This window comes from Butyricicoccus sp. AM05-1, assembly GCF_003474415.1.
Classification (GTDB): domain Bacteria; phylum Bacillota; class Clostridia; order Oscillospirales; family Butyricicoccaceae; genus Agathobaculum; species Agathobaculum butyriciproducens.
This window is the reverse complement of the sequence record NZ_QUDG01000001.1, coordinates 43676-65093: the sequence shown is the minus strand read 5'-3', so window position 1 is coordinate 65093 and position 21418 is coordinate 43676. Positions and strand designations below refer to the sequence as shown.

Annotated in this window: 33 protein-coding genes; 23 read left to right on the top strand and 10 right to left on the bottom strand. The window is 59.0% G+C overall.

Annotated elements, in window-relative coordinates:
- Position 1: 1 nt before the first annotated feature.
- The 23 genes from DW088_RS00330 to DW088_RS00225 all read left to right on the top strand — a co-directional run bounded on the left by DW088_RS00330 (position 2) and on the right by DW088_RS00225 (position 18483).
- Positions 2 to 487 (top strand): hypothetical protein, encoded by a 486-nt coding sequence (locus DW088_RS00330; RefSeq protein WP_118358586.1) that lies wholly within the window; start codon positions 2 to 4, stop codon positions 485 to 487.
- Positions 484 to 813 carry a hypothetical protein gene (locus DW088_RS00325; RefSeq protein WP_118358584.1) on the top strand — a complete coding sequence of 110 codons (330 nt, stop codon included), beginning with the start codon at positions 484 to 486 and terminating at the stop codon, positions 811 to 813. The genes DW088_RS00330 and DW088_RS00325 overlap by 4 nt, the downstream gene beginning before the upstream one ends.
- A 13-nt stretch (positions 814 to 826) precedes the next feature.
- The gene (locus DW088_RS00320) at positions 827 to 2248 is read left to right on the top strand and encodes a phage tail sheath family protein (RefSeq protein WP_118358582.1); all 1422 of its coding nucleotides are present in this window, start codon (positions 827 to 829) and stop codon (positions 2246 to 2248) included.
- Positions 2249 to 2263: 15 nt separating this feature from the next.
- Positions 2264 to 2773 carry a phage major tail tube protein gene (locus DW088_RS00315; RefSeq protein WP_118358580.1) on the top strand — a complete coding sequence of 170 codons (510 nt, stop codon included), beginning with the start codon at positions 2264 to 2266 and terminating at the stop codon, positions 2771 to 2773.
- Between the two features lie 72 nt (positions 2774 to 2845).
- Positions 2846 to 3271, top strand: a complete 426-nt coding sequence (locus DW088_RS00310; RefSeq protein WP_118358578.1) for a hypothetical protein — start codon at positions 2846 to 2848, stop codon at positions 3269 to 3271.
- A gap of 187 nt (positions 3272 to 3458) precedes the next feature.
- Positions 3459 to 7061: a phage tail tape measure protein gene (locus DW088_RS00305; RefSeq protein WP_118358576.1), complete on the top strand. Its 3603-nt coding sequence runs from the start codon at positions 3459 to 3461 to the stop codon at positions 7059 to 7061.
- Complete coding sequence (locus DW088_RS00300) at positions 7058 to 7270, top strand: tail protein X (protein WP_118358574.1); 213 nt, start codon at positions 7058 to 7060, stop codon at positions 7268 to 7270. Before DW088_RS00305 ends, DW088_RS00300 begins: the two co-directional genes overlap by 4 nt.
- On the top strand, positions 7267 to 8616 hold the full coding sequence (locus DW088_RS00295) for an SH3 domain-containing protein (RefSeq protein WP_118358572.1): 1350 nt from the start codon (positions 7267 to 7269) through the stop codon (positions 8614 to 8616). Before DW088_RS00300 ends, DW088_RS00295 begins: the two co-directional genes overlap by 4 nt.
- The gene (locus DW088_RS15980; protein ID WP_186963005.1) at positions 8616 to 8966 is read left to right on the top strand and encodes a hypothetical protein; all 351 of its coding nucleotides are present in this window, start codon (positions 8616 to 8618) and stop codon (positions 8964 to 8966) included. The genes DW088_RS00295 and DW088_RS15980 overlap by 1 nt, the downstream gene beginning before the upstream one ends.
- A gap of 2 nt (positions 8967 to 8968) precedes the next feature.
- Positions 8969 to 9370 carry a phage tail protein gene (locus DW088_RS00285; RefSeq protein WP_118358570.1) on the top strand — a complete coding sequence of 134 codons (402 nt, stop codon included), beginning with the start codon at positions 8969 to 8971 and terminating at the stop codon, positions 9368 to 9370.
- A 7-nt stretch (positions 9371 to 9377) separates the two neighbouring features.
- A complete protein-coding gene (locus DW088_RS00280; RefSeq protein WP_118358568.1) occupies positions 9378 to 9698 on the top strand; it encodes a GPW/gp25 family protein in 321 nt (106 codons plus the stop codon).
- Entirely contained in the window at positions 9691 to 10830 is a 1140-nt protein-coding gene (locus DW088_RS00275) for a baseplate J/gp47 family protein (protein WP_118358566.1), read from the top strand. Before DW088_RS00280 ends, DW088_RS00275 begins: the two co-directional genes overlap by 8 nt.
- Positions 10823 to 11410, top strand: a complete 588-nt coding sequence (locus tag DW088_RS00270; protein ID WP_158574560.1) for a phage tail protein I — start codon at positions 10823 to 10825, stop codon at positions 11408 to 11410. Before DW088_RS00275 ends, DW088_RS00270 begins: the two co-directional genes overlap by 8 nt.
- Before the next feature lie 17 nt (positions 11411 to 11427).
- Positions 11428 to 14136: a hypothetical protein gene (locus DW088_RS00265; RefSeq protein WP_118358562.1), complete on the top strand. Its 2709-nt coding sequence runs from the start codon at positions 11428 to 11430 to the stop codon at positions 14134 to 14136.
- A 201-nt stretch (positions 14137 to 14337) separates the two neighbouring features.
- Complete coding sequence (locus tag DW088_RS00260) at positions 14338 to 14556, top strand: hypothetical protein (RefSeq protein WP_118358560.1); 219 nt, start codon at positions 14338 to 14340, stop codon at positions 14554 to 14556.
- Between the two features lie 65 nt (positions 14557 to 14621).
- Positions 14622 to 15719: an RNA-directed DNA polymerase gene (locus DW088_RS00255; RefSeq protein WP_118358558.1), complete on the top strand. Its 1098-nt coding sequence runs from the start codon at positions 14622 to 14624 to the stop codon at positions 15717 to 15719.
- Complete coding sequence (locus tag DW088_RS00250) at positions 15661 to 16083, top strand: hypothetical protein (RefSeq protein WP_118358556.1); 423 nt, start codon at positions 15661 to 15663, stop codon at positions 16081 to 16083. Before DW088_RS00255 ends, DW088_RS00250 begins: the two co-directional genes overlap by 59 nt.
- A 3-nt stretch (positions 16084 to 16086) precedes the next feature.
- Positions 16087 to 16227, top strand: a complete 141-nt coding sequence (locus DW088_RS00245; RefSeq protein ID WP_118358554.1) for a CD1375 family protein — start codon at positions 16087 to 16089, stop codon at positions 16225 to 16227.
- A gap of 53 nt (positions 16228 to 16280) precedes the next feature.
- The gene (locus DW088_RS16505; RefSeq protein ID WP_342982900.1) at positions 16281 to 16397 is read left to right on the top strand and encodes a CD1375 family protein; all 117 of its coding nucleotides are present in this window, start codon (positions 16281 to 16283) and stop codon (positions 16395 to 16397) included.
- A gap of 74 nt (positions 16398 to 16471) precedes the next feature.
- Entirely contained in the window at positions 16472 to 16897 is a 426-nt protein-coding gene (locus DW088_RS00240; RefSeq protein WP_118358552.1) for a hypothetical protein, read from the top strand.
- Between the two features lie 27 nt (positions 16898 to 16924).
- Positions 16925 to 17326, top strand: a complete 402-nt coding sequence (locus DW088_RS00235; RefSeq protein WP_147356516.1) for a hypothetical protein — start codon at positions 16925 to 16927, stop codon at positions 17324 to 17326.
- Between the two features lie 3 nt (positions 17327 to 17329).
- Positions 17330 to 18151 (top strand): CHAP domain-containing protein, encoded by an 822-nt coding sequence (locus DW088_RS00230; protein WP_118358548.1) that lies wholly within the window; start codon positions 17330 to 17332, stop codon positions 18149 to 18151.
- Complete coding sequence (locus tag DW088_RS00225; protein WP_118358546.1) at positions 18151 to 18483, top strand: hypothetical protein; 333 nt, start codon at positions 18151 to 18153, stop codon at positions 18481 to 18483. Before DW088_RS00230 ends, DW088_RS00225 begins: the two co-directional genes overlap by 1 nt.
- A 174-nt stretch (positions 18484 to 18657) precedes the next feature.
- Here the strand turns inward: DW088_RS00225 and DW088_RS00220 are convergent, their stop codons facing one another.
- The 10 genes from DW088_RS00220 to DW088_RS16500 all read right to left on the bottom strand — a co-directional run bounded on the left by DW088_RS00220 (position 18658) and on the right by DW088_RS16500 (position 21261).
- Positions 18658 to 18948: a hypothetical protein gene (locus DW088_RS00220; protein ID WP_118358544.1), complete on the bottom strand. Its 291-nt coding sequence runs from the start codon at positions 18946 to 18948 to the stop codon at positions 18658 to 18660.
- 2 nt (positions 18949 to 18950) lie between these two features.
- Positions 18951 to 19163, bottom strand: a complete 213-nt coding sequence (locus DW088_RS00215; RefSeq protein ID WP_118358542.1) for a hypothetical protein — start codon at positions 19161 to 19163, stop codon at positions 18951 to 18953.
- Between the two features lies 1 nt (position 19164).
- Entirely contained in the window at positions 19165 to 19329 is a 165-nt protein-coding gene (locus DW088_RS15725) for a hypothetical protein (RefSeq protein ID WP_158574559.1), read from the bottom strand.
- On the bottom strand, positions 19313 to 19756 hold the full coding sequence (locus DW088_RS00210; RefSeq protein ID WP_118358540.1) for a hypothetical protein: 444 nt from the start codon (positions 19754 to 19756) through the stop codon (positions 19313 to 19315). Before DW088_RS00210 ends, DW088_RS15725 begins: the two co-directional genes overlap by 17 nt.
- A gap of 8 nt (positions 19757 to 19764) precedes the next feature.
- On the bottom strand, positions 19765 to 19959 hold the full coding sequence (locus DW088_RS00205) for a hypothetical protein (protein WP_147356515.1): 195 nt from the start codon (positions 19957 to 19959) through the stop codon (positions 19765 to 19767).
- A 45-nt stretch (positions 19960 to 20004) separates the two neighbouring features.
- A complete protein-coding gene (locus DW088_RS15720; RefSeq protein WP_158574558.1) occupies positions 20005 to 20163 on the bottom strand; it encodes a hypothetical protein in 159 nt (52 codons plus the stop codon).
- 11 nt (positions 20164 to 20174) lie between these two features.
- Positions 20175 to 20405 carry a hypothetical protein gene (locus tag DW088_RS00200; protein ID WP_118358536.1) on the bottom strand — a complete coding sequence of 77 codons (231 nt, stop codon included), beginning with the start codon at positions 20403 to 20405 and terminating at the stop codon, positions 20175 to 20177.
- Positions 20406 to 20407: 2 nt separating this feature from the next.
- Complete coding sequence (locus DW088_RS00195; RefSeq protein ID WP_118358534.1) at positions 20408 to 20608, bottom strand: hypothetical protein; 201 nt, start codon at positions 20606 to 20608, stop codon at positions 20408 to 20410.
- Positions 20609 to 20624: 16 nt separating this feature from the next.
- Positions 20625 to 21044, bottom strand: coding sequence for a hypothetical protein (locus DW088_RS00190; RefSeq protein ID WP_118358532.1), 420 nt, complete (start codon positions 21042 to 21044; stop codon positions 20625 to 20627).
- A gap of 82 nt (positions 21045 to 21126) precedes the next feature.
- Positions 21127 to 21261, bottom strand: coding sequence for a hypothetical protein (locus DW088_RS16500; RefSeq protein WP_256152932.1), 135 nt, complete (start codon positions 21259 to 21261; stop codon positions 21127 to 21129).
- Positions 21262 to 21418: the final 157 nt, after the last annotated feature.

Below are 21418 nucleotides of genomic sequence, written 5' to 3'. Positions count from 1 at the left end.
TATGACAAGAACCATTCTGCTGAAACGCCTGCGGGCCTTTACCGAGGAGGTCACCGCCGACCTGATCATGCCGACCCGTTTGCAGAAGGGCGACACGGAGCAGATCTTCCGCCCTGCAAAGGTCTACCTGATGCGCCTGCCGGACGGCACTTCTGCCACCAAGAAGGCTCCCTATGTGCTGCACCAGGTCATTACCGGCATGGATCAACAGCCGCAAGGACAGCGTGTGACCTCCAGCGCCAAGGTCCGGTCTATCTGCTGTGTCTATAACGATGACGAGCAGGAGGGCGGGCTGATGCTGCTGAATCTCATGGAACGGCTGCGCATTGCGATGCTCAGGCAGGTCGTGATCGGGGGGCAGTTTACCCTTGACCTGGAGGCGGGGCTTGAAACGCTGGTCTATCCCGATGACACCGCCCCCTATTTCGTGGGGGAAATGATCTCCACATGGAAGCTTCCCCCTGTGGAAAGAGAGGTTAACCTATGAGCGAAAAAATCATCGACACGGCGGCTCAGACCGCCGCACCAAAGACGGCAAAGAAAAAGCCTGCCGCGCCGAAGAAGGTCGCCGACACCGGCGGCTTCTGCGTCTATCTCGGTCCGACCATGATGGGCGTGATCCAGCGCGGTACCATCTATCACGGCGGCCGGAAGGAAGTCCTTGACTCCCTTGCCCCGGTGATCGAGCAGCACCCGCTGATCGCGTCGCTGGTGGTGAGCGATGAAACGCTCCCCGCCGACCGCATCAAAGTCAAAACGCCTGGGAACCTGCTGTATGTGAATTATCACAAGCTGGCCAAGGGCATGAAGTAAGGAGGAAATTTCAATGAACCACGGCGTATATGTCTCTCAGCAGGCTACCAGCGTCAGCACCCCTGTCGTGGCGGAGTCCGGCGTCCCCTTCGTGGTCGGTCTGGCTCCTGTTCAGGCGGCGGATAAGCCTGCTGCCCCCGGCACCCCTGTTCTCTGCACCAGCTGGTCTGAGGCGGTGGAGAAGCTGGGCTACTCCGACGACTGGGCAACCTACACGCTCTGCGAATTCATGTATTCGCACTTCAAGCTGTTCGCCTGCCAGCCTGTCATTTTCTGCAATGTTCTGGATATCGCCACCGCAAAGGAGGCGTCTGCCGCGGCTGATGTTGCGGTGACGGAGCACAAGGTAAAGCTTCCCATCGCGGCCATCAACGATTCCGCTCTGGTCATCAAGCCTGCCGGCGGTACCGGCTCTGCCTATGTGTCCGGCACCGACTATAACGCCTATTACAGCGGCGAGCATCTGGTGGTGGAGCTGCTGTCTACCGGCAGCGCCTATGATGCCGAGCAGGTAAACATCGCCTACAACAAGGTCAAGGCATCCACCGTCACCGCATCTGACATCGCCTCCGCGATGGAGAATGTGGAGCTGTGCCTGACCCTGCTGGGCATCGTCCCCGATCTGCTGTGCGCCCCCGGCTATTCTCAGCAGTCTACCGTGGCCGCTGCAATGACCGCCAAGGCAGGCAACATCAACGGCCTGTTCCGCGCCAAGGCGCTGATCGACATCGACTGCGGTGCTTCCGGCGCGCGTGCCTATTCCGATGTTCTTACCAAGAAGAACGCCGCCAACATCGCCGACGAGGACGAGATTGCCTTCTGGCCGATGGTGAAGCTGGGCGATTATAAGTTCCACCTGTCTACCCAGATGGCGGGGCTGATGGCGCAGATCGACACCGGCAACGGCGGCTGCCCCTACGAGTCTCCCTCCAATAAGGGGCTGCAGTGCGACGGCCTCTGCCTGGAGGACGGCACCGAGGTCAACCTGACGCTTGCGCAGGCCAACTACCTCAACGGCGTCGGCGTGGATACCGCGCTGAACTTCATGAGCGGCTGGGTGGCGTGGGGCAACTACACCGCCTGCTATCCCTCCAACACCGATGTCAAGGACTACTTTATCCCGGTCAGCCGTATGTTCGGCTGGGTCGGCAACTCCCTCGTCAAGACCTTCTGGAGCAAGCTGGACAAGCCTATGACCCGCCGCCTGATCGACACCGTTCTCGATTCCGCCAACATCTGGCTCAACGGTCTGGTGGGTATGGGCTACCTTCTGGGCGCTCGCGTGGAGATGCTTGAGAACGAAAACCCGCTGACCAACCTCATGGCCGGCATCATCAAGCTCCATGTCTACATGACGCCGCCCTCTCCTGCTCAGGAGATCGACTTCGTGCTGGAGTATGACGCCAGCTATGTCACCAGCGCCCTGCAGGGCTAAAAGGAGGTTTGAATCATGGATCAGAGCATTATCAACTTCAAGGTCTACGAGGACTCTGTTGAATATGTCGGTATGGCACAGGCGACCCTGCCTGACCTGACCGCGCTGACGCAGTCCATCTCTGGCGCCGGCATCGCAGGCAATGTGGAGGCGGTCATTCTCGGCCACTTCGACGCTATGACGCTGGGCCTTAACTTCCGCACCGTCACCGATCAGAGCGTGAAGCTCTCCGAGCCTCGCCGTCACACCATCGACCTGCGCGTTGCGCAGCAGGACGAAGATGTCGTGGCAGGCAAGGTGGTCGTCCGCGCCGTCAAGCACATTCTTGTGGTCATTCCCAAGAGTGACAAGGGCGGCTCCGTTGCCCCCGCCGCGCCCTCCAACGGCTCCGGCGAGTACGCCGTCCGCTACTGGGCGACCTACATTGACGGCAAGAAGGTGCGTGAGGTCGACCAGCTCAACTTCATCTGCTATGTCAACGGCACCGACTACCTGGCCGACGTCCGCAAGGCGCTCGGCATGTAAGAGACCTGACAAAAGCCCGGGGCGGGACATCCGCTCCGGGCATCTTTTTGAGATTTGAAAGGAGTTATCACCATGGCTGATATCAACAAGACCGTTGTTCCCGCTGACGCTTTCTCCACCGTCGATCACGACGAGTACGCCGCCGCCGAGGCGCAGGCCAAGGAGAGCGTAGGCAACTACACCCTCAAGCTGAAAAGACCCTTCACCTACGAGGGGCAGACCTTTGACGAGCTGAACTTCGACTTTGAGGGGCTGACCGGCGATGACGCTCTTGCCATCGAGGACGAGCTTCAGGCCATCGGCAAGCCCACCATCTCGCCTACCTTCTCCGGCCAGTTCCTGGTGCGCATGGCGGCGCGAGCCTGCACCAACACCATCATTGACGCCAGCGGCCATCCCCGCCGTATCGGCGACGACGCCCTGCGCGCCCTGCCCATCTTCGAGTTCAACCGCGTCAGAGGCAAGGCCCGCTCTTTTTTGCTGGCATCGGAGCTGTAACCGGCGACGGCGGCGTCTGGCTCCGCAGGCAATGTCTTACGATGGCGAAAACCAATCAGACCCCCGTTTCCTACTGGCTATCGCTGCCCCTGCCGTCCCTGTGCAAGTGGATCAGAGTCAGCAACCAGCTTGTGAAGGAGGCGCGGGAGCGACGCAAGAATAAATAAATCTGAAAGGAGGGCCGTCTATGGCAGGCCGCAAAGAGTATGAGATGCTATTCCAGCTGAACGCGCAGCTTGGAGGCAGTTACAGCAAGACTTTCAAGGCCGCTCAGCAGGAAATTGTGTCCATGCAGAAGGAAATCCAGGCCCTCTCCAAGACACAGGCGGATATTTCCGCATTCCAAAAGCAGCAGGCAGCCGTGGAAGCGACACGGAAGCGGCTGGAAATGCTGCGGCAGCAATATGACAATATCCAGCGGGAGATGGAGGAGACCGGCAACGAGTCCGCCGACATGAAGAACAAGCTGCTGGCAAAGCAGCTTCAGATCGACAAGACCTCCGCCTCGCTGGAGAAGCAGACGGCAAAGCTGAACGAGCTGAGCGGTGCTTTGGAAGAGGCGGGCGTCAATACCGACGACCTCTCCCACAGCTCCGAGCAGCTTGCCGGCAAGATCGACACGCTGAAAAAGAAGCAGGGCGAGGCCGCCGATAAAGCTATGACCTTCGGCGACAAGGCGGGGCAGGCCTTTAATCAGGTACACGAGGCCATCGTGGCCGCAGGCATCGCCGTCGCCCTGAAAGAGATCTACGAATACTTCGCCAGCTGCGCGCAGGCGTCGATGGACTTTGAGAGCGCCATTACCGGCGTCGCCAAGACCACAGACCTCACAGACGAGGAACTGGCGGCAATGTCGGATTCCATCAAGGCGCTGTCCACGGAGATCCCCGCCACCACAGAGGAGATCGCAGCGGTAGCCGAAGCCGCGGGACAGCTCGGCATCCAAAAGGACGCCCTGCTGGACTTCACCGAGATCATGACCATGCTCGGCACTGCCACCAACATGACAGCTGACGAGGCAGCAACCGCCCTTGCGCGCTTCGCCAACATTACCGGCATGGCAACGGACAATTACGGACGGCTCGGCTCTGTCATCGTTGACCTTGGCAACAACTTCGCCACGACGGAATCCGAGATCGTGGCGATGGGTACGCGCCTGGCGTCGGCGGGTAAGCTGGCCGGACTGACCGAGCCGGAGATCATGGCTCTGGCGGCGGCGATGTCCTCTGTCGGCATCGAAGCCGAGGCGGGCGGTACCGCCATGACCCAGACGCTCAACGCCATTGAAAAGGCCGTTGCAAAGGGTGGGGACGACCTCGCGGAGTTCGCCCGTATCGCGGGTATGTCCTCCGAAGAATTTTCTTCTGCGTGGAAGAACGACGCCATGAGCGCCCTGACTTCCTTCATCGGCGGGCTCGGCAAGCTGGACGAGCAGGGCGAGAGCACCGTCCTCGTACTGGAAGACCTGGGTCTGACCGGCATCCGGCAGAGCAATATGCTCAAAGCCCTGGGTCTTGCCGCAGACCAGATGACCGGCGCGGTGAACACTGCAAATACCGCCTGGCAGCAGAATACCGCCCTCACCAACGAGGCCAACAAGCGCTACGCCACCGCGCAGAGCCGGTTGACCATGATGCAGAACGCCTACAACAACCTCAAGGTAGCCATCGGCGACGCCTATACTCCCGCGCTCAGCGAGGCTTACGGTGTCGGCACGAAGGTCCTCAACAGCATTACGGCGTTCATTCAGAAGAACCCGGCGTTGGTCAATGCCATCACCGCCTTTGCAGGCGTGATCGGCGCGGTCGTCGCCGCGCTGGCTGCCTACACAGCGGCAATGAAGCTGGCCAGTATCGCATCTGCGGCGTTTGCCGCCACAACTGGAGTTGCCCTGGCCCCAATCCTTGCTGTCACTGCAGCCGTGGCCGGCGTGGTTGCGGTCGTTGCAGCCCTTGCTACCGCTGCGGCGAATGACGCCGTACCCAGTGTGAAGGAGCTGACCGAAGCCGCCCGAGGAATGCGGGAGGCGATGGACGAGGCCAAGGCCACCTATGACGATACTGTTACCTCCACCATGGCCGCTGCAGGCGTCGCAGACACCTACATCGGCAAGCTGGAGGAGCTGGAGGCGGCGGGGCTCAATACCGACGAGCAGCACAGGCAGTACCACAACACCCTGGCTCTGCTCTGCCAGGTGGTACCGGAGCTGGCCGATTATATCGACCTCGAAACCGACACCATCAATGGTGGCACCGAAGCGCTCCGCGCCAACACCGAGGCGTGGAAGCAGAATGCCATGCAGCAGGCCTATCAGGATCAGCTCACCGAGCTGTACTCCCAGTATTCCGCCGTGCTGATCGAGGCAGAAGAAAACAGCATCGGACTCACCAAGGCGCAGTACAGTCTGGAGGCCGCCCAGCAGAAGCTGTCTGATACCTACGCGCAGATGGATGCGCTATGGGCAGACGCGCAGAAGCAGGCGGATGCCTATTACGACCAGTACGGCTATTACACCGATGCGACCGCTTTTCTCTCGCAGGAATACTACGACCTGCAAAACTCCATCTACGATACCAACAACGAGATATGGGCGGCTGAGAAGTCCATCAAGAATTACAACAAGGCGATGGAGGAGGACGCAGACGCCGTTTCCGAGGCTGAGGCGGAGATCGCCCTCGCGGAAGAGGCGGTCAAGAATCTGACCGCCTCCATGAACGAAGGCACTGGCGCGTCCGAGGAGGCTGCTGCACAGGCCAGCGAGTTCCAGGCCGCCATCTCCGGCGTGCAGGAAAAGATCAACGCCCTTGTGGAGTCCTACAACGAGGCGTACAGTGCGGCATACGAAAGCATATCCGGACAGTATCAGCTTTGGGACGAGGCCGCAAAGGTCGTTGCAACCAGCGCAGGCAGCATCAATTCCGCACTGGAGAGCCAGATCACCTACTGGCAGGACTACAACGCCAACCTGCAATCCCTGACTGACCGCAGCGCCGACATTGAGGGGCTGAGCGACATGATCGCCTCCTTTGCTGACGGCAGCTCCGACAGCGTGAACGCGATCGCCGGCATGGCAGGCGCCACCGACGAGCAGCTGGCCACGATGGTAGCCAACTGGAAGACTCTGCAGCAGGAGCAGCAGAACGCAGCGGGGAGCGTAGCCGACCTCAAGACCGACTTCACGGCCACCATGGACGAGCTGCAGACGGCGCTTGCTGAGGACATTGAAGCGATGTACCTTGGCGACGAGGCCAAGGCAAGCGCGCAGGCCACCATTCAGGGCTTTATCGACGGAGCTGTCGGTATGCTGCCACAGGTGACCGCTGCCTACAACCGCGTCGCCGCCGCAGCCAGAGCCGCACTGTCCGCGTCCGGTACCGGAACGGCCGGCAGCATTCCCGGCTACGCAGTTGGTACACAGTCCGCCGCACCCGGCTTTGCCCTCGTCGGCGAAAACGGCCCGGAGCTGGTCTACTTCAACGGCGGCGAGCAGGTCATGACCGCCGAGGAGACCGCCGCTATGCGCGAGAGCATGGAGATCCAGGCCATCACCTTCGCCCCGCAGCTGCTGGAGGCACTGCACGCCATCCATGGCGACGGCGCGCTTTCGGCAGAGCCGGGCGCAGGCTCCGGCGCCGGATCGGTAGAGCTGCAGATCGTGTTTCAGATCAACGGCGGCGCATCGCCCGAGACGGTGGAAGCTCTGCGTGAGTACGGAGACGAGTTCACCGAGCGCGTCCTTGAAGTCATGGAGGAGGCCGGCATCGACACCGCAAGGAGGGCCTACAAATGAGTAAGACCTACACCACCATTCAGGGCGATATGTGGGACAGCATCGCCTTCTCCCAGCTGGGGAGCGCAGCGTACACCGACCGGCTGATGAATCTCAATCCGCAGTATCTCGGGTACTACACCTTTCCGGCCGGGATCGTGCTGAAGCTGCCCGACCCTGCTGAGGATGTCGGCGACGCCCTGCCCCCGTGGAAGCAGGTGGTCGGATGAGCAACCCGAATCAGGCGCGCCGCGTCACGGCGCAGATATTTTTCCAGGGCGCGGACATCACCGGCAGTATGCGCCCCTATTTCCTGTCGGCCACCTACACCGACAAGGAGGCGGACGGCACCGACGATCTGCAGCTGAAGCTTCAGGACCGCGATGATATATGGCTCAAAAAGTGGCTGGCCGATGCCATCGACGCAGCAGCCTCCGCAGGGAGCTTGTCCGCGTCCTCCAAGGCCAAGACCGATGGTGCGGCAAAGTCCTACAAGGTCACCGCCAAAAGCGGCTTGAATGTCCGCTCTGGCCCCAGCACCAGCTACGGTAAATACGGTGCTCTGGTCTGCGGCGCGGAGCTGCAGGTCGAGGGCATCGAAAACGGCTGGGCGAAGGTCAGCTATAACGGCAAAACCGCCTATGTCAGCGCATCGTACATCAAGGAATCCGGCGGCGGGGGCGGCGATGCTTCTGCCGCCGCTCCTGCCTCTGCTTCCGGCGCCGGCTTCAAGATCAGCGCCGTGTTCGTTCGGGAGAACTGGACGGGCGGCGGCAGGGATAAGGTGCTGGACTGCGGACAGTTTGAGCTGGACAGCGTTGACGCCTCCGGCCCGCCGAACACCATCACCATCAAGGCGACGGCTCTTCCGTACAGCGCACAGATCCGCCAGACGGAGAAATCCAAGGCATGGGAGGCCTACACGCTTTCCGGCATCGCAAACGAGATGGCCGCTGCCAACGGAATGACCTGTATGTTCCTCGCCAACAGCGACCCGTCCTATGGCCGCGTGGAGCAGTACAAGCAGAGCGACATCGCCTTTCTCTCCAAGCTGTGCCACGAGGCGGGCATCTCTTTGAAAGCCACCAATAACCTGATCGTACTTTTCGACCAGGAGGATTACGAGAAGAAATCCCCCGTGCTGACCATCGTCCGCGGCAGCGGCAGCTACACCAAGCACAAGCTGAACGCGGGAACGGCCGGAACGCAGTACGCTTCCTGCCGCGTCAGCTACACAGACCCCGGCACAGGAAAGTGCATCGAGGCCACCGTCAAGGTAGAGGACTACAACGACAAGGCCAAGAACAACCAGCAGCTGGAGATCACCGCGAAGGTGGCAAGCGTGGCCGAGGCCAAGACCAAGGCTGAAAAATATCTCCGGCTGCACAACAAGTACGCAAAGACCGCGACCTTTACGCTGCCCGGCAATCCAGATATCGTGGCCGGCGTCACAGCCAAGCTCACCGGCTGGGGTGCGTGGGACGGGAAATACATTGTGGAGCAGGCTGCGCACTCGGTCGGCTCGTCCGGCTATACCACGCAGGTCAAGCTGCGCAAGACATTGGAGGGATATTGATGGACGAACTGCAGAATATCCTTTCGAGGCTCGTTCAGACCGGCACGGTAACGGCCGTCGACAGCGCAAAGCGCAGGGCTCGTGTCAAGTTTAAGGACACAGGCATCATTTCGGACTGGCTCTATGTGCTCCAGCACTACGGAGCGAATTTCTACATAAAGCCGGACGCAAAGCACACGCACGAGATCACGGACACCTTCACCGGCGGCGGCACAGCCAGCGAATTCCCCGACCACGACCACCTGCCCGGCTCGCATCTGACCTACTGGATGCCGAAGGTGAATGACCGCGTCCTCTGCCTATACCTTCCGGTATTCAACGGGGACGGTTTTGTGTTAGGAGGTTTTTGAGCATGGGAATGGTCGGCTGTCTGGGCGACATCGTTTTTACGGTGTCTGACCGCACGATCGAAACGATCAATAATGTCACCTGGTCTGGGTCTGCCCGGTACGCGACCCATCAGCGGCACGGCACACACGCCCTTACGGAGTTCACCGGCCTTGACCCCGACAAGATGACCTTCGACATCGTTCTCTCCGCTTACCTCGGCGTTGATCCTATCGCCGAGGTCGTGAAGCTGTGGAACTATGAGCGCGGCGGCATCGCCGTCCCGCTGGTGATCGGCAACAAGGGCTACGGGAAATATCGCTGGTCCGTGCTTGATCACAAGATGAAGATGAAAACCTATGACGGACGCGGCAACGTCACCAGCGCCACCGTGTCCGTCAGCCTGCAAGAGTATCTGAGGGGGTAAAGCTGCCATGAGCTACAAGGTGACCGCATCTGACATCGGCGCGGTGCAGCTCAACGAGACTGACACCGTCCGCTCTGTCTTGCAGAATATCGCCATTATCCTTTCCACGCGGCAGGGGACCTGTCCGTTGTATCGCGGCTTCGGTCTTCCTCAGAAGTTCGTGGATAAGCCTCTGCCGGTAGCTATGCCTATGATGTATTCCGAGGTCAAAGAGGCAGTGGAAGAATATGAGCCCCGCGCCGAGGTGGTGAATGTGACCTTTGCGGCCGACAGAAACGCCCCGGGCAGGCTGATCCCTACCGTGGAGGTGAACATCATCAATGAGTGAGAGAAATACGGGATATCAGTTTGTTTCTACCGACACCGAAGCGGTGGAATCGCTGCTGATCTCCATTTACGAAAAAATCACCGGCGTCAGCGTGAAGCCCGCCAGCCCCGAAAAGCTGTTTATCCAGTTCGTGGCCGCCGTGGTGATCCAGGAGCGCGGGCTGAACAATTACACAGGCAATCAGAATATCCCAAGCCGCGCGGAAGGGGAAAACCTGGACGCGCTGGCTGAGCTGTTCTATGTCACGCAGCGCCCGGCGGCGCAGGCTGCGGTCTGCACCGAGCGCTTCCATATCTCCGAGGCACAGACCACGGCGATCCTCATTCCTGCCGGTACGCGCGTCACCGATGCCAGCGGTACGCTGACATGGGAGACGGTCGCGGATGCCTATGTGTCCATCGGCGAGACCTATGCCGATGTGCAGATCCGCTGCCAGACTGTTGGTGCGGTCGGCAACGGCTACGCAGCAGGACAGATCAACACCTTCGTTGACCTGTTCGACTACTGTGAGCGCTGCGAAAACCTCACCGCCAGCGATGACGGCGCAGACCAGGCCACTGACGACGAGTTCTACGAGCTGATGCGCGCCAGTCAGGACGCTTACAGCTGCGCCGGGGCCAAGGGCGGGTATATCTACTTTGCCAAGCAGGTCAGCACCAAGATCGCCGACGTGGTGGCGAACAGCCCCAGCGACGGAGCGGTGGACCTCTATGTCCTCATGGACGACGGCACCATCGCTACCACGGAGATCAAGAATGCTGTCCTCGCTGCCTGCAACGATGACACGGTGCGGCCGCTGACAGACAAGGTCTCTGTCAAGGACCCGCAGAAAGTGAGCTACAATATCACCTTCACCTACTATGTGCCGAAGGACAGCTCCCTCAGCTCCACGGAGATCAAGGCTGCGGTCGACAAGGCCGTGGCTGAGTTCGTCGCGTGGCAGTGCGGGAAGCTTGGGCGCGACATCAACCCCTCCGTGCTGATCGGAAAGCTCATGCAGACCGGCATCAAGCGCGTGGCGCTGACCAGCCCGGTCTTTACCACGCTGCGGGATGGCTCCGACGACACGACGCCGCAGGTTGCGTCGGTCGGGACCATCACGGCCACGAATGGGGGCTATGAGGATGAATAAGGCGCACGGCATCACGAAGGAAAACCTGCTGGCCTCCTTGCCGGCAGTCCTTGCCAATGACGACAATATGGCAGCACTTGCCTCTGCCGTTGCCGAGGTGCTGGCTGCCCGCGTAGGCGAGATCGAGCGCGTGTCGATCTACTCACAGATCGACCGGCTCCCGAACGAGCTGCTGGACATTCTGGCGAACGACTTCAAGGTTGACTGGTGGGACGCCAACTACACCCTGGAGGAAAAGCGCCGGACGCTGAAAGACTCATGGAATGTTCACCGCAGGCTCGGCACCAAGGCGGCGGTCGTGCTGGCGATCTCCGCCATCTACCCCGATACGCAGGTCAGCGAATGGTGGGAATACGGCGGCAAGCCGTACCACTTCAAGCTGCTGATCGACGCCACCTATGAGGATGTCGACCCCGTCAGACATCAGCGCGTGATCGACCGCGTTGCCTTTTACAAGAATCTGCGCTCGGTGCTGGACGAGGTAGAATACTACGACGCCGGAGGACTGGCAACAGAGTATTTCGGCGCGGCCTGCATCGGCTGCGAGCTGGTCGACAGCGCGGCCGCCATTCGATACTGACACGGAGGTGTTTTACTATGGCAACATGGAACGGCGTCATCACCAACGCCGGCAACAGCCTGCTCAATGAGTGGGTGAATGAAAAGACCCTGAACTTCGACAGCGCGGCTGCGGGGCAGGGCACCGTCGCGGCGGCGGCAATGATGGCACAGACCGCCCTCGTCAATGAAAAGCAGACCGCGAGCCTGCTGGGCGGCGAGAGGGTATCTTCCGGCATTCGCCTGAAGCTCCGCATCGCTGCGCCGAATACGGCCTATACGCTGAATCAGTTCCGCGTATCTGCCAGCGTGGACGGAGGAGCGTCCGCCATGATCGCCTTGTTCCAGCTGGAGCAGGGCGTTCCCATTCCCAGCAAGACAGAATCGCCGGATTTCGTCTACACCTTTTACGCGCTGATCTCCTGCTCGAATACCGGCACATGGACGGTGACGGTCGACACCAGCGCCTGCGTCACACAGAGCGATATGTCCGCTGCCATCACTGAGGCGGTAAAGACCAAGCAGGACAAGATCATGGTCAAGGGTCTGCTGCTGGGCGACGGGAACGGGAATATCTCTGCGGCAGTCGCCGGAAAGGACTACGGTTATCCACTTGCAACAGGCTCAGGAGCGCCGACAGCCACGACCGAGGGTACCGCAGGGCAGCACTACTATGACAGCGCTACGGGCAAGGAATACGTCTGCAGCGGCAAGGACAGCAGCGGCAAGTATCAGTGGAAGCTGTCCGGCGCCAGCGACGCGGCCGATCTGACCTATAACGGTGAATCGCTCGACACCTTCCTTGATGGCGTTTCCGGCGACCTCGACACGCTCTCCAAGGGGCTGGATGGAAGTAAGCCACTCACCGGCAAGACCGATCCGACCTCCAGCACGAAGGGCTCGGTCGGCCAGTCGTATCTGAACACAGACACCATGCAGACCTTCTACTGCACGGCAGCCAACGATCAGACCGGCGTATACACATGGGAAAAGCCCAAGGGCGGCGGCGTGGCTCCACAGCTGGAGGTCTCTGTTGCCACCGGATCGGCTATCACCTGTACGAACGGCGAGACTACGCTGACTGGCACCAGCGTCGGCGGTAAATGCGTTTTTGATCTCCCTGGCTACGGTACATGGTCGCTGTATGCCACGCTGAACGGGCAGACCACCGCCACCGAGACTGTGGTCGTGGATCAGGTCAAGCAGTACGCGGTGACGCTGAGTTACTTCGCGGCTACGCTGACCGTAACGGCGGAATCCGGCGCAGTCGTGACCGCCACGCTTGGCACGAAGCAGTATACCGGCACCTGCGGCAGCAACGGCAAGTGTGCGCTGACCGTCAACTATGCCGGCACCTATTCCGTGACGGCCACCAAGAGCGGGGTATCCTCGTCCACGGCGTCTGCGGCGGTGTCGACCTCCGGCGGCAGTTACACCGCAACGGTGAAGTTCTGCACCCTCACCGTCACCATCGACAGCGGCTCTACGGTCAAGGCGGTCAACGGTTCCACCACGCTCACGGCCACCAGCAACGGAACGGCAAAGTTCTACCTGCCGAACACCGGCACGTGGAGCGTCACCGCCACCAAGAACGGCGAGACGGCCACCGGCAGCGTAGCTTGCAGCTCCTACACCGGCTATACGCTGGAGCTGTCCTATGTCAAGGTCTTCGGCGTTTGCTGGAATTACAATGCGCAGTCGACGGCGCTGACGCGGCTGAAGAAGGCCACCGATCCGAACGGACTGGTCAATGTCGACATCACCACGAATCCCGCGCCTGCGGTCGGTACCGGCGCCGGCAGCTCTCCCTTCGACAACTATCTCCCGTGGAGCGGCATGGACGAGTACAACATCATCAACAATGCCGTAAGCTACAAGAAGGGGCAGAGCGGCTTCTCTCGAAGCAGCTACGATACCGTCGTCTTCATCCCCGAGTATTACTTCCGTATTATCGACGATGCCGCCAACAAGAAACGGTACTTCTACATCGCGGATAAGGCCAAGAGCGGCTTCACCAAGCACCCCGGCTCCGGCAAGTATGTCGGCCGCTACAACACGATCTCCGGCCATTATTCCAAGACCGGCGCTGCGCCGATGGTCAACCTGACCCGCGCATCGGCTCGTTCTGGTGCCAGAGGAAAGGGTAGTAAGTGGAGCGAGTATGACTTCGCGTCTTGGTGCGCGGTCTGGCTGCTCTATTTGGTGGAGTTTTCCGACTGGGACAGCCAGAGCAAAATCGGGCGCGGCTATGTCGACGGCAACAGCTCTGCCATTTCTTCCGGCGGCACGGACAGCATGACTTACCATACCGGACGCGCAGCTGGGACGAACGGAAAGACCGCCGTCCAGTACCGGCACATCGAGAATCCCTACGGCAATGTCTTCGAGTTTATCGACGGGATCAACTTCTCCGACGGAACGGTATATGTCTGCCTGAACCCTGCGAGCTATGCAGATGACACCGCGACCAACTATACGAACATCGGCTCCAAGATACAGAGCGATGGGTACATCACGGCCATCGGCGTAGCGGCTGCCATGCCCTGGGCGTTCTTCCCCACGGGGGTCGGAGGAAGCGAAACAACCTATATTCCGGACTACGCCTACTACAGCTCTGGCTGGCGTGTCCTCTTTGTGGGTGGCGGCTGGAGCCTTGGCGGCGATGCCGGCCTTTTCTACTTCAACGCGAGCAGCACCTCGTCGGGCACGAACTCGAGCGTCGGCGCGCGACTCCTTTTCCACCCCTAATGGGGGACCGGGGGCCGCAGCCCCCGGAGCTTTCCCGCCTGCACCAGCTGGCGGCATAAGCGCAAGCCCAAAAGCTGAATGGGGTACGGGGCGAAGCCCCGTCGACACGATTTTTGAAAATAACGTATTCTGTTATTTTCTCCCGTTTTTCCGTATGCGTGGCAGGCTGGAGGTATAATTATCTCCGGGACTGTCTGCGCCATGCGCCGAGGGCTTGATTTCTACGCCAACTACAACTCTGGCTGGCGTGTCCTCTTTGTGGGTGGCAACTGGAACAATGGCGGCAATGCCGGCCTTTTCTACTTCAACGCGAACAACACCTCGTCGAACACGAACTCGAACGTCGGCGCGCGACTACTTGTTTTTCTTTTGACTGGCGCAGGCTTTCCCTCACCGCTTGGTGAAAATATTGCCGCATAGGACGGGGTTTAGTAGGCTTCGGCTCGAATAACCTCGCAGGCAAACAAGGACGGAGGGAAAATCCTATGCCGAAACGAGTCGGCTATCTCTACGACAAGATGGTTGACCGGGACTTCATTCGCGCTGTCATTCAGGAGGCGGCAAAGGGGCGCCGGAGTCGTAAAGACATCGCCCCTGTGTTGGCGGACCTGGACGGGTATGTCGAAAAGACCTATGAGCTGGTCGCAACCGAGAGCTTTGTACCGTCCGAGCCGAAGATCCGCGAGATCTATGATGAGAGCAGCGAGAAACACCGTAAGATCAAGATGGTCCCATTCTGGCCGGACGGCGTGATCCAATGGATGCTTGTGACGGCTATGAAGCCGGTGCTTATGCGCGGTATGCACCCGTGGTCCTGTGCGTCCATTCCGGGACGCGGCGGGAAGCATATCTACAAGAAAATCCGCGGCGCGCTTCGCAACGACCCGAAGGGAACGAAGTACGCCGCGGAGCTTGACGTCGCGCAGTATTACCCCAGCATCTCCGGCAAGCGCCTGATCTGGGCTCTTGCGCGGAAGATCAAGGACAAGCGCTTTCTGCGGACGGTCTATTCCATCATCGAATCCTGCGGCGGCGGGCTGGCTATCGGGTATTACATCTGCCAATGGCTGGCAAACTTCTACCTGGAGTCTCTGGACCAGTACATCATGACGCTGCCGGGCGTGAAGTATATGACCCGCTACATGGACAACATCACCCTGCTCGGGCCGAATAAGAAGCAGCTGCACAAGGCGCGGAAGCTGATCGCCGCGTTCATGCAGCAGCGGCTCGGCCTGTCCATGAAAGCGAACTGGCAGATCTATCCCACGGCAAAGCGCATGGTGAGCGCGGTCGGCTACCGCTTTTCCCGCACTCATGTCATTCTGCGCAAGCGGAATTTCCTGCGCTTCACCCGGCAATGCCGCCGCGTCAAAAAGCGGCTTGACGCCGGAAAGCCTATCATGTTCGCCCAGGCCTCCGGGCTACTGAGCCGCGCCGGGCAACTGAAACACTGCAATAGTCATACAATTCGGGTGAAGTACATTGACCCGATTGGAGTAAAACATCTGAAGGAGGTCGTGCGAAATGAGAGTAAGAGGCGACAACGCGCCCAGCAACGCATTCTCGCTGGAGGAGCAGCCTAATAAGCCGGGGGTAGCCCTGGTACGCTTCTATGAGAACGCCAAGCCGTTTGAGGAAAAGCGTGACGAGCTGACCATCAGCGGGTGGGTGTATGATGAATATCACCTGGAGCTGAATATATACGACGGCCTGAGTGAAGACATCCTCGGCAACTATGCCGGTTATCTGGCGCAAGCCAAGCTGCACGAGGCGGAGGGCAAGACGATCCCTTCCCTGCAGCAGCAGGTAGCCGACCTGGAGACCGACAAGGCGGCATTGACGGAAAAGGTGACGAGCCTTGAGGGGCAGGTCACCGATACGCAGATGGCGCTATGCGATGTCTACGAACAGATCGTCGCCGTGACATCTACAACAGGAGGCGAGTAACCGATGGCGAGCAATTACATGGTGAAGGTCTACGCAGACCTGATCCGCAAAGGGAAAAAGACGATTGAGGAAGTTCCCGACCCGCTGCAAGCAGCCGTCCGGGAAATCCTCGAAAATAGCAAGAATGGAGCTGAGGGCTTATGAAAAGCCTTCGGCTCCTTCTTTTATACATTCTGATGGGAAAGGAGGTAGCAGTTATGGCAGTTGTCTACGCGACCCTGATCGTCAAGGGCAAGAAGACCATCGACCAGGTTCCGAGCCTGATTCGGAAGCAGGTCGAGGAGATCCTGGCAGATCTCGAAGTCACCGTCTGACCACGGCATTGATACGGAGGGCAGCTCCTTTGCGGGGGCTGCCCTTCTTATCACGCGCAGAGGAGGATTGAGAGATGACGCTCAAGGAGATTTTGTTTGGTGGGGGAAGTGCGCTGTTTGTGCTGCTGACGCTGCTCCAGCTCGCCCCCATCAAAATCAATCCGTGGTCTGCAATAGCAAAGGCTTTCGGGCGCGCTATCAACAGCGAGGTCTTGGAGAAGGTCGGAAAGCTCGAAAGCGAGCTGCAGTGCGTTCGGTCTGGCATAGCCGAGGAAAAGGCCGTCAACTGCCGGGCGCGCATTCTACGCTTCGGCGATGAATGTCTCCACGGCGAGCGCCACACCAAAGATCATTTCGACCAAACGCTCCGGGACATCGCCGCCTACGAACGATACTGCGAGGATCACCCGGAGTTTGAAAACAATGTAACAGAGCTGACCAGTGACCGGATCAAGACGATATATCGCCGGTGCTTGGACAGCAACGACTTTTTGCAGTAAGGAGGAGTCACCGTGAATTTTCTGGATATGGCAAGTATCCGACTGGCCGTCGGGCTGGTACTTCTGATCGCCGCCAATATCGCCCTCGGCTCCATCAACGCCATTATCGCCTGTGAATGGGATCTGGTAAAGTTCCGCAACGGCTGCATCAAGGGCGGCGTGATCGCTCTGGCGCTGATTGCGGTTTACTTCGCCGGGTACCTCAACCCTGATCTGATGGTGGTGGAGGTGAGCGGCCAAACCGTGAATCTGATGACAGCGGTGTCGCTGGTCATGCTGGCGGCGTTCACAGCCTATGCCGTTGACGTGATTGGCAAGCTGAAAGATATGCTGCTGACCGCAACGCCCGGCACAGATCAGACGCCGGCCGCGCTGCCGGAGGAAAAGACTGATGAAGATGAAGCCCCCGACGCCCCGAAGGAGGAATGACCCATGACCGCTATTGAGCGAGTGATCGCCACGGCCAGAGCCGAGATCGGCTACATCGAAAAGGCCACCAACTCCCAGCTGGAAGACAAGACTGCCAACGCTGGCAGTGGGAACTGGACGAAGTATGCCGCATTTCTCGACGGCCTCGGCGTCTACAACTTCCCGAAAAACGGCTACGCCTGGTGCGATATGTTCGTTGATTGGTGCTATATCACGACCTTCGGCCTCAGCGTCGCCATGAAGATGACGAATCAGCCGATGGGCGGGTACGGCGCCGGCTGCACTCAGTCGGCAGGCTATTATCGTGCGGTCGGCCGTTTCCACAAGAGCAACCCCCAGCCGGGGGATCAGATTTTCTTCACCAACGACGGAGGGAAATCCATGTACCACACCGGCCTCGTCGAGAAGGTGTCCGGCGGCAGGGTATATACCATCGAAGGGAATACTTCCAGCGCCCCCGGCGTCGTCCCGAACGGCGGCATGGTGCGCGACAAAAGCTATTCGATCAACTACGCGCAAATCGGCGGCTACGGTACGCCGGACTGGTCGCTCGTAAAGGAGGAAGAAGAAATGGCAGAGATCACTCAGGACAAATTCAACGAAATGTTCAAGGTCGCCATGAACGCCTACCGCGCGGAATTGCAGGACAATGACTGCGGCAATTTCAGCGCGGACGGCCGAAAGTTCGTTGAGGAAACCGGCCTGCTGGTCGGCGGCAGCAAGCTCCCCAATGGCGAGGCGAATTTCATGTGGCAGGACTTCCTGACCCGCGAGCAGTTCGCAACCGTCCTCTACCGCTTCGCCCAGAAGTTTAGGCTGAGCTGATGGCAAGGCGCAAGCGCAGAGCCGCGAAGAAGCGCAAGGTCGAATGGAGCAAGGTGGTGTGCCTGCTGGCGATGCTGGCCGGTCTGCTGATCGTTCAGGAATGCCTGTTCCTCATGTATCTGTGCATCAAGAGCGGCTATACCGCCGCCGCTGCATGGCTCACTGCCGCCACCGGCGTTGGTGAGGCGATCATCATCGCCGGAGCAAACGGCTACCTCTCGCTTGCGAAGTCCGACCACAAGCGTGGCGGGATCACCTTTGAGGCGGCCAAGGCAAACAACTTCCGGACCGACACGGAGGACGACGGCAGCATCGACAGCCCCGCCATCTGAATACCGCCCATACAATGAAAGCCCCCTCGCAGGATTTTACCGTCCTGTCGAGGGGGCTTTTTCTATTTTCCGGCGCTTTCGCGTTTACGGGGGCGCAGGAGCGTTTTTCGCATTTGGGTGGGTGTCTACCCTCCCACGCCGCAAAGGTGGTGTTGCAACTCGCCTACGGGCCTGTCAGGTGGTGTTCCCGCTGACATCCACTATGTCCACCGCAACAATCTCCACCAGCCGGTCGCCGGCCGCGCCCATATTGAGGCAGGAGCCGATGCGATAGTAGCCCCGGATATCCTGCTCGGTGCCGTGAATCCTGGTGGTGATGGCGTCACCGTCGGCCAGGTGGACGACCACGACCTTCTCGGTGCATCGCTCCAGGTAGGCGCAGAACTCCTCGTAGCTCATGTGGCCCTCCGCTTTCATCGCGGCACTGGCAGCGGCCAACTCCTCGGGCGTCCAAGATTTACTCATGCTCAATAGTCCTCCTCGATACATTCGTCTGCTTCGGTATAATACGCACCGTCATAGCCTTTACCCATGACTTTATCATAGCAGTCGAAACACACCAGCCGGAAAGTGATGCCGTGGCAATCCCGAGTGAAGTGCATGTCCTCCCGATGAAACTCTTTCCCGCAAACCGGGCAAGTCAGCTTCGGCACATCTTCCGATGTCCAATCTTTGCTCATATTAGCACCTCTCATATTTCCGTTCGATACTGCGTATCAAATTCAAGACATCCTGCGCGAAGGGATATTCGCCCGTGTTGTCCCGCACGACCTCTGATAGAAAGCTTCGCAGCTCACGCCAGCATTCTGTGTAGAACATCAGCTCGTCGTCACGCTTCACACTCATTGCCTCCCTCCTCCATGCGCCAGTTTCCCGGCGCGGCGACGATAGCCCATGCGGTCAGCGGGGTGCGGCTGTCCATCATGTCCTCCAGCGCTTCCTGCATCCCACAGGCGTCGCAGATATAGACGGTGGCGCGGCGGCTTAGGGCGTTGTGCGTGGCGCTCTCCGCATCCATCGTCATCTTCCCACAGCGGGGGCAGGCAAAATGCCCGCCCTGCTGCTTCTTGCTGAACTCAGCAATGAGAACTCGCGCCAGCGTTTCCTCATGTGGCTCGATGCTCTCGATTTCCCATACATCGCGGCCGTCGATCCGACCATCGGCTCGGGCCTTTTTCTGCGCCTGCTGCTGATCTGCCGCGAATACGGCGGCAGTGATTCGCTGGCCGTTGTCACGATTGCGATAAGCGACCGTCCAAAACCTGTTCTCCATGGTGTACCTCACTTCCTGTTGTGCAGTTCCTCGATCTCGTCGAGAGTAGCGAGCCGGACATCTAACTCGTCGATCATCTTCTGACAATGACCGGCTATGTCGTGCGCCTGACCCTCCAAAGCCTTCTCCTGCATCTGGCGATAGTTTTCCTTTTCAGCGATGACGCCCTTGCGGGCCCAGCCGAGAATTTCAAGATAAGTCATAGTCATTTCCTTTCTCCCCGTCTTGCCGATAGGTCAGCTTCTGCTTCACAGCTTGCAGAGATCCTTAAACTCGTTTGCGATGTTCTCGATAATCTGCGTGGTGCTGTAATACTGGGTCACATTGTCGCCCTGCATTGCAGCGTCCATGAGCATCGAGAGAAATTCTTCCGCATCCATGCGGTCGATGATGATTTTATCGTCCATGCTCGCTCCTTTCACTCAATGGCAGCTTCGATGCTGCTGATGACTTCCTCCAGGTTATCTACGGCTTCGGAGAGGTTGTCGCAGGCTTCGTCTGCCTTTTCATAGCGTTCGCTCTCCTGCATATTCTCAGGGATATTGTCGCGGTACTCTTCCTCCTCGGCCTGGAGGTCTTCGAGACTGCCTTTCAGCTCCTCCAGCTGGTCGATGATGCTTTGCAAATTTTTGCGGCGGATCTTGTTCATGGTTAGTCCTCCTCCCCATAGTCTTCTTCAAAGCGGCCCTCGGTAATGCCGCCGTAGGTGTAGCCGTTGTCAAAACTCAGATAGACCGGCGTATCTTCATCGTACTGGGCGAGGAAGTTAATCAGCTCGCCGGCCGTCATCGTTCTGCGGATCTGGTCGATGCCGTAACCTTCGCGGAAAGTAGAACAAATCAGCTTTTTCATTGTCGGCGCTCCTTTCTCAAAATCTGAATACCAGCCCTTTGACCTCGCGGCGGCCTGATGGATCGTGCAGTGGATCGCGGGTAACAGTTCCGACGCCCTCCAGATATGCGCCCTCGGCTACCAAGGCGTGGACACTTTCCATGAGCGCGGTTGACTGATCTGTGACGATAATCTCGTCAATATCAGCTGCGGTTAATGCAGCAACGAATTCTTTCATCACGCCGTCCTTAATCTGACTGCCCCATGGAAGCGCTCTGACCTCAAACATATCGGCTCGGTCTTCCGTGCTCTGCGCCCAGCTCCGGTATGCGTAAACCTGTCCGCGAGTGGGGTTCTTCTCCGTGTCGCGGAGTTTTTCAAAGTATTCCTTTGCGGTGTCTCTGTTGAGCGTATCCAAAATCTCCTGCCGGACTTCATCGGTGATATTGATCTTCATTTTGCGTTCCTCCTTGTATTTTCACACTCGGTGCTTTATACTGAGGGGGAGGGGAGCTTTCCCGCTCCCCCTCGCGCCGGGGTTAGGTCTCTTGGCGTTCGCCCTGCTGGGGCTTGCTGTTAGGTTTGATGGTGATTGTAATCCGGTCGGCTAAATCGGGGTTATCAGCCAGCAACCTCAGAAGCTCTTGCAGGGCTTCTTTTTTTGCTTTGTCCATCGGCCTGTCCTCCTTTCCGGAGAGGTTTGTTCCTCTCCCTTACAAGAACTATATTACACTAATTCGTGTCACTTGTCAACGGTTATTTTACATTTTTTCGTGGAAATCGTAAAAAAGTTTTTGACAAGCGACACATTTTAGTGTATAGTACGAGTGA

Coding starts and splice junctions, on each gene's coding strand:
- DW088_RS15725 (WP_158574559.1), bottom strand. CDS start 19,329: ATGAGTGTGAAGCGTGACGACGAGCTGATGTTCTACACAGAATGCTGG.
- DW088_RS00315 (WP_118358580.1), top strand. CDS start 2,264: ATGGATCAGAGCATTATCAACTTCAAGGTCTACGAGGACTCTGTTGAA.
- DW088_RS00235 (WP_147356516.1), top strand. CDS start 16,925: ATGGCAAGTATCCGACTGGCCGTCGGGCTGGTACTTCTGATCGCCGCC.
- DW088_RS00295 (WP_118358572.1), top strand. CDS start 7,267: ATGAGCAACCCGAATCAGGCGCGCCGCGTCACGGCGCAGATATTTTTC.
- DW088_RS00325 (WP_118358584.1), top strand. CDS start 484: ATGAGCGAAAAAATCATCGACACGGCGGCTCAGACCGCCGCACCAAAG.
- DW088_RS00215 (WP_118358542.1), bottom strand. CDS start 19,163: ATGAGCAAAGATTGGACATCGGAAGATGTGCCGAAGCTGACTTGCCCG.
- DW088_RS16505 (WP_342982900.1), top strand. CDS start 16,281: ATGGCAGTTGTCTACGCGACCCTGATCGTCAAGGGCAAGAAGACCATC.
- DW088_RS00190 (WP_118358532.1), bottom strand. CDS start 21,044: ATGAAGATCAATATCACCGATGAAGTCCGGCAGGAGATTTTGGATACG.
- DW088_RS00260 (WP_118358560.1), top strand. CDS start 14,338: ATGCGCCGAGGGCTTGATTTCTACGCCAACTACAACTCTGGCTGGCGT.
- DW088_RS00280 (WP_118358568.1), top strand. CDS start 9,378: ATGAGCTACAAGGTGACCGCATCTGACATCGGCGCGGTGCAGCTCAAC.
- DW088_RS00275 (WP_118358566.1), top strand. CDS start 9,691: ATGAGTGAGAGAAATACGGGATATCAGTTTGTTTCTACCGACACCGAA.
- DW088_RS00265 (WP_118358562.1), top strand. CDS start 11,428: ATGGCAACATGGAACGGCGTCATCACCAACGCCGGCAACAGCCTGCTC.
- DW088_RS00255 (WP_118358558.1), top strand. CDS start 14,622: ATGCCGAAACGAGTCGGCTATCTCTACGACAAGATGGTTGACCGGGAC.
- DW088_RS15980 (WP_186963005.1), top strand. CDS start 8,616: ATGGACGAACTGCAGAATATCCTTTCGAGGCTCGTTCAGACCGGCACG.
- DW088_RS00230 (WP_118358548.1), top strand. CDS start 17,330: ATGACCGCTATTGAGCGAGTGATCGCCACGGCCAGAGCCGAGATCGGC.
- DW088_RS00310 (WP_118358578.1), top strand. CDS start 2,846: ATGGCTGATATCAACAAGACCGTTGTTCCCGCTGACGCTTTCTCCACC.
- DW088_RS00270 (WP_158574560.1), top strand. CDS start 10,823: ATGAATAAGGCGCACGGCATCACGAAGGAAAACCTGCTGGCCTCCTTG.
- DW088_RS00245 (WP_118358554.1), top strand. CDS start 16,087: ATGGCGAGCAATTACATGGTGAAGGTCTACGCAGACCTGATCCGCAAA.
- DW088_RS00330 (WP_118358586.1), top strand. CDS start 2: ATGACAAGAACCATTCTGCTGAAACGCCTGCGGGCCTTTACCGAGGAG.
- DW088_RS00195 (WP_118358534.1), bottom strand. CDS start 20,608: ATGAAAAAGCTGATTTGTTCTACTTTCCGCGAAGGTTACGGCATCGAC.
- DW088_RS00200 (WP_118358536.1), bottom strand. CDS start 20,405: ATGAACAAGATCCGCCGCAAAAATTTGCAAAGCATCATCGACCAGCTG.
- DW088_RS00225 (WP_118358546.1), top strand. CDS start 18,151: ATGGCAAGGCGCAAGCGCAGAGCCGCGAAGAAGCGCAAGGTCGAATGG.
- DW088_RS00305 (WP_118358576.1), top strand. CDS start 3,459: ATGGCAGGCCGCAAAGAGTATGAGATGCTATTCCAGCTGAACGCGCAG.
- DW088_RS00300 (WP_118358574.1), top strand. CDS start 7,058: ATGAGTAAGACCTACACCACCATTCAGGGCGATATGTGGGACAGCATC.
- DW088_RS00250 (WP_118358556.1), top strand. CDS start 15,661: ATGAGAGTAAGAGGCGACAACGCGCCCAGCAACGCATTCTCGCTGGAG.
- DW088_RS00285 (WP_118358570.1), top strand. CDS start 8,969: ATGGGAATGGTCGGCTGTCTGGGCGACATCGTTTTTACGGTGTCTGAC.
- DW088_RS00320 (WP_118358582.1), top strand. CDS start 827: ATGAACCACGGCGTATATGTCTCTCAGCAGGCTACCAGCGTCAGCACC.
- DW088_RS00220 (WP_118358544.1), bottom strand. CDS start 18,948: ATGAGTAAATCTTGGACGCCCGAGGAGTTGGCCGCTGCCAGTGCCGCG.
- DW088_RS00210 (WP_118358540.1), bottom strand. CDS start 19,756: ATGGAGAACAGGTTTTGGACGGTCGCTTATCGCAATCGTGACAACGGC.
- DW088_RS00205 (WP_147356515.1), bottom strand. CDS start 19,959: ATGACTTATCTTGAAATTCTCGGCTGGGCCCGCAAGGGCGTCATCGCT.
- DW088_RS15720 (WP_158574558.1), bottom strand. CDS start 20,163: ATGGACGATAAAATCATCATCGACCGCATGGATGCGGAAGAATTTCTC.
- DW088_RS00240 (WP_118358552.1), top strand. CDS start 16,472: ATGACGCTCAAGGAGATTTTGTTTGGTGGGGGAAGTGCGCTGTTTGTG.
- DW088_RS16500 (WP_256152932.1), bottom strand. CDS start 21,261: ATGGACAAAGCAAAAAAAGAAGCCCTGCAAGAGCTTCTGAGGTTGCTG.